The organism is Rubellimicrobium roseum, assembly GCF_006152145.1.
Taxonomy (GTDB): domain Bacteria; phylum Pseudomonadota; class Alphaproteobacteria; order Rhodobacterales; family Rhodobacteraceae; genus Rubellimicrobium; species Rubellimicrobium roseum.
Window position 1 is genome coordinate 1 of record NZ_VDFV01000106.1, and the last position, 3,795, is coordinate 3,795.

Sequence of the window (3,795 nt, forward strand, 5' to 3'; positions counted from 1 at the left end):
CTCAAGTTCGGCGCCGAGATGGCGGTGCCCATGAGCGTGGGCCGGCTCGACTGCGAGGACGCCGACGAGGGCCGGCTCCGGCTCGAGCTCGAGGGGGGCGGCGCGATCGAGGCCCGTGCCGTCGTCTTGGCTGCCGGCGCCCGCTACCGCCGTCTCGACGTCGACGGGCTGGAGCGGTTCGAGGGGCGAGGGATCTCCTATTGGGCCTCGCCCATCGAGGCGCGCATGGCCCGGGGGCAGGAGGTGCTGCTGGTCGGTGGCGGCAACTCGGCCGGGCAGGCGGCGGTCTTCCTGTCCGAGCACGCCAAGCGGGTGCGGGTGCTGGTGCGGCGCCCCCTCGAGGAGACCATGTCGCAGTACCTGATCGACCGCATCGCCGCTGCCGCGAACATCGAGGTGATTGTGGGCGCCTCGGTCACGGGGCTTGCCGGAGCGGAGAGCCTTGAGCGAGTTCGCTGGCAGGGACCTCAGGGCAAAGTCGAGGAGCCTGTCCGTCACCTCTTCCTGTTCATCGGAGCCGATCCCGCGTCAGGCTGGCTCGACGGCTGCGGCGTCGAGCGCGAGCGCGGGTTCGTGGCGACAGGCGACACGATCCCGCCCGACGCGCTGGAAAGCCGCACCATCTGGCGCCACCGGCGACCGGCGCCGCTCGAGACCAGCGTGCCGGGCGTGTTCGCCATCGGAGACGTCAGGGCCGGATCCGTGAAGCGGGTAGGGGCCGCCATCGGCGAGGGAGCGGCGGTGGTCGCGCAGATCCATGCTCATCTCGCCGCGACTAGGACGGCACGAGCCGACGGGGCGGACAGAGCGGTCGGGCTGACCGCGACCGGTCAGCCGGTCCAGAGACTCGCCTTGTCAGGGGCGGCCCGGGTCAGAGGGTGAGCCCGATCTTCCCGAAGTGCTGCCCGTCCCGCTCATAGCGAAAGGCTCCCGTCACCTCTTCTAGGGGGAAGGCGCGATCGATCACCGGGCGCGGCGGCAGGCCGTCGAGGGCCTGCAAAAAGTTCTGCTGGTGTAGACGGCTGCCCACGATCAAACCCTGAAGCCGCTGCTGGCGACGCATGAGGGTGGCGATTGGCACCTCGCCGCCGCCATCCGTGAGCACGCCGATCAGCGCGATGTGCCCGCCTACGCGGGCCGCCGCAATGGACTGAGGCAGCGTGCCGGGACCGCCGACCTCGATCACGTGATCCGCCCCGCGCCCGCCGCTGGCGGTCTGGACCTCCTGGGCCCAGGCGGGAGTCTTGCCGTAATTGATCGTGTGATCCGCCCCGAAAGTCCGAGCCCTCTCCAGCTTCTCGTCCGACGAGGAGGTGATAGTGCCGCTCGCTCCCATAGCCTTGGCAAGTTGGAGCGCAAAGATCGACACACACCCCCCGTCCCGAGCGCCAGCACCGTGTCCCCAGGTTTTAGGCTCCCGTTGACAATCAGTGCCCGCCAGGCGGTCAGGCCCGGGTGGTCAGCGTGGCCGCCTCCCAGGCCGAGTAGCCTTTGGGGGCTTGGGTGAACCAAGTCGCGGGGGCTACCACCACATCGCGCGCGTATCCGTCGATCCCGTCGCCCAGCGTGCGCTCGAAGTGGTCGACCATCCCGGTCTCCCCATCCTACCAGTCGGGGAAGGAGCAGGACACCACGAGGTCCCCCGGCGCGAACTCCGTCATCCCGTTCCCCACCGCCTCAACGGTTCCCGCTCCGTCCGACATCGGGATGAGGCTATCCGGCACGGGCCGGCGGCCCGAGACCACGCCCAAGTCGTGGAAGTTGAGCGAGGACGCCTCGATCCGCACCCGGATCTCGCCGGGGCCGGGCAGGCCGGGGTCCGCCATCTCCTCCAGCCGGAGATTGTCCAGACCGCCCCCGTTCCGCAGCCGTAGTACCTTCATCGTGCGTTTACCCTCTCTTCTTCAGGACCTTGGCAGATCTAGCCTGCCTTGCCTCAGTTGCGTCTCCTTGGCGGAACGCTCATCGTCCGGGTCCATCGATGCGGGACAGGATGGCGGCCCGATGCAGGACCTCAACGACCTTGCCTTCTTCCATGCCGTGGCCACCCATCAGGGCTTTTCCGCCGCCGCCCGGGCGACGGGTCTGCCCAAGGCCACGCTGAGCAAGCGGGTGGCCCTTCTGGAGGAGCGGCTCGGCCTCCGGCTCCTAGAGCGCACGACGCGGCAGCTTCGCCTGACTGATGTAGGGCAGAGCGTCTACGAGCAGGTCGAGGCGATGCTGGCCGGCGCCGAGGCCGCTCAGGCCGTTGCGGCGCGCGCGCAGGCCGAGCCCAACGGCATGGTGCGGGTGAGCTGCCCGCAAGGGCTGATCCAGGACCTCCTGATCGACATCTTGCCTGGGTTCATGAGCCGGCACCCCAAGGTACGCGTCCAGCTCAAGGTGCTCAATCGCCGGGCCGACCTGGTGGAGGACGGCGTGGACATCGCGCTGCGCGCCCGCGCAAGCCTCGACACCGATCCCAACCTGATCATGCGGACGCTGGGCCGGTCGAGCATGGTGCTGGTCGCAAGCCCGGAGCTGCTGGCCGGGATCGAGGGCGAGATCACGATCGACCGCCTTGGCGAGCTGCCCTGCCTGTCGATGGACGGGGAGCGCGACGAGGTTCACTGGGAGCTGATCGGCCCGGGTGGCGAGACCCGCGCGATCGTCCACCGCCCCCGCCTCATCTGCACGAGCTTCGACGTTCTGCGCGCGGCGGCGCTGGCCGGCGTGGGCGTGGCGCATCTGCCCGAGCACGTCGCGCGGGCCGCCATCGCCTCTGGCCGGCTCGTGCATCTCCTGCCCGAGTGGCACTCGGCGTTCGGGGTGATCCATGCCGTGTTCTCGTCGCGCAAGCAGCTGGTGCCGGCCGTCCGAGCCCTGATCGACCACCTCGCGGCCGAGGTGCCCCGAAGGGCGTTCCCGCTCTAGGACGGGCAGGCTGGCGAGCCCGGTGATCCATCTGCGGGGGCGGGACCTTCGCGCTGACCGAGTCGGATCATCGTCTCTGCATGGAGACAGGGCATCCAGAATGGCCGACTTCTGCACCTGATTGTCCATGTGTAGTTCATGAGCACACCAAGCCCATGAAAGGACATATCATGACGAAGCTCCTCTCCTCCCTCGCAATCGGCCTTCTGCTCACCGCCGGAGCGGCCTCCGCCAGCAACACCTTCGCGCTCGGCAGCGCTCAGGACTCGCAGACCCTGATCGAGCTCGGCACTGTGGTCGCCGACGGCAACGGCGTCGTGCGGGTCTACGACTATCGGACTGGCGAAGAGGGCCGCCTCCTAGGCTCGGCCGGCGTGAAGGCCGGGGCCAACACCAACGTGAAGGTCTCGCTTGCCCCGTCCTACACCGACGAGGTGCTGGCCGTCCTCGTGGTCGACGGCCAAGCCGTCGCGCGGCAAATCATCAGGATCGATAACTGAGTGCGAGCGCCGCTGGGCGCCGCATGGCATCCGTGGGACGCGGGTCGTTCGACGCCCCACGGATGCAGCCTTCAGGGGCAATCGCCAAAGGCTTCCTCATTGTCACGTCGAGGCCTCCCGAGGGCACGAGACGCACCGAGGGGTCCCTGACTGTCTCCCTGTGGAGACGCGGCGTTCCGATCCGGCGCCTACTTCCGATCCCCGCGCCCCGCTAGGTCGATGCCCAGCGGATGCCCCGGCCTGATCCCAACCGCGGCCCCAGGGCCGCAGCTTCAAGAGTTTCTCTCATGACAACCAAGCCCAAGATCGCGCTCATCATCGGCTCTACGCGACAGGCCCGCTGGGCCGACAAGCCCGCGCAATGGATGCTCAAGCAGATGCA

6 protein-coding genes are annotated in these 3,795 nt (G+C 68.8%); 3 read left to right on the forward strand and 3 right to left on the reverse strand.

Annotation, left to right across the window (positions count from 1 at the left end; translation table 11 throughout):
* Positions 1–882: NAD(P)/FAD-dependent oxidoreductase (locus tag FHG71_RS22800; RefSeq protein ID WP_139084073.1), on the forward strand; the 882-nt coding region annotated here is incomplete at its 5' end.
* Here FHG71_RS22800 and FHG71_RS24475 read toward each other — a convergent pair.
* The 3 genes from FHG71_RS24475 to FHG71_RS24485 all read right to left on the reverse strand — a co-directional run bounded on the left by FHG71_RS24475 (position 872) and on the right by FHG71_RS24485 (position 1,883).
* Complete coding sequence (locus FHG71_RS24475) at positions 872–1,369, reverse strand: zinc-binding dehydrogenase (protein ID WP_246045579.1); 498 nt, start codon at positions 1,367–1,369, stop codon at positions 872–874. The genes FHG71_RS22800 and FHG71_RS24475 overlap by 11 nt on opposite strands.
* Before the next feature lie 76 nt (positions 1,370–1,445).
* Positions 1,446–1,589, reverse strand: coding sequence for a hypothetical protein (locus FHG71_RS24480; RefSeq protein WP_246045580.1), 144 nt, complete (start codon positions 1,587–1,589; stop codon positions 1,446–1,448).
* 15 nt (positions 1,590–1,604) lie between these two features.
* On the reverse strand, positions 1,605–1,883 hold the full coding sequence (locus FHG71_RS24485; RefSeq protein WP_246045581.1) for an alcohol dehydrogenase catalytic domain-containing protein: 279 nt from the start codon (positions 1,881–1,883) through the stop codon (positions 1,605–1,607).
* Between the two features lie 121 nt (positions 1,884–2,004).
* On the opposite strand from FHG71_RS24485, the gene FHG71_RS22810 reads away from it, so the two are divergent.
* Both FHG71_RS22810 and FHG71_RS22815 read left to right on the forward strand, forming a co-directional pair.
* Positions 2,005–2,913 carry a LysR family transcriptional regulator gene (locus tag FHG71_RS22810; RefSeq protein ID WP_139084075.1) on the forward strand — a complete coding sequence of 303 codons (909 nt, stop codon included), beginning with the start codon at positions 2,005–2,007 and terminating at the stop codon, positions 2,911–2,913.
* Between the two features lie 170 nt (positions 2,914–3,083).
* A complete protein-coding gene (locus FHG71_RS22815) occupies positions 3,084–3,413 on the forward strand; it encodes a hypothetical protein (RefSeq protein ID WP_139084077.1) in 330 nt (109 codons plus the stop codon).
* Positions 3,414–3,795 lie beyond the last annotated feature (382 nt).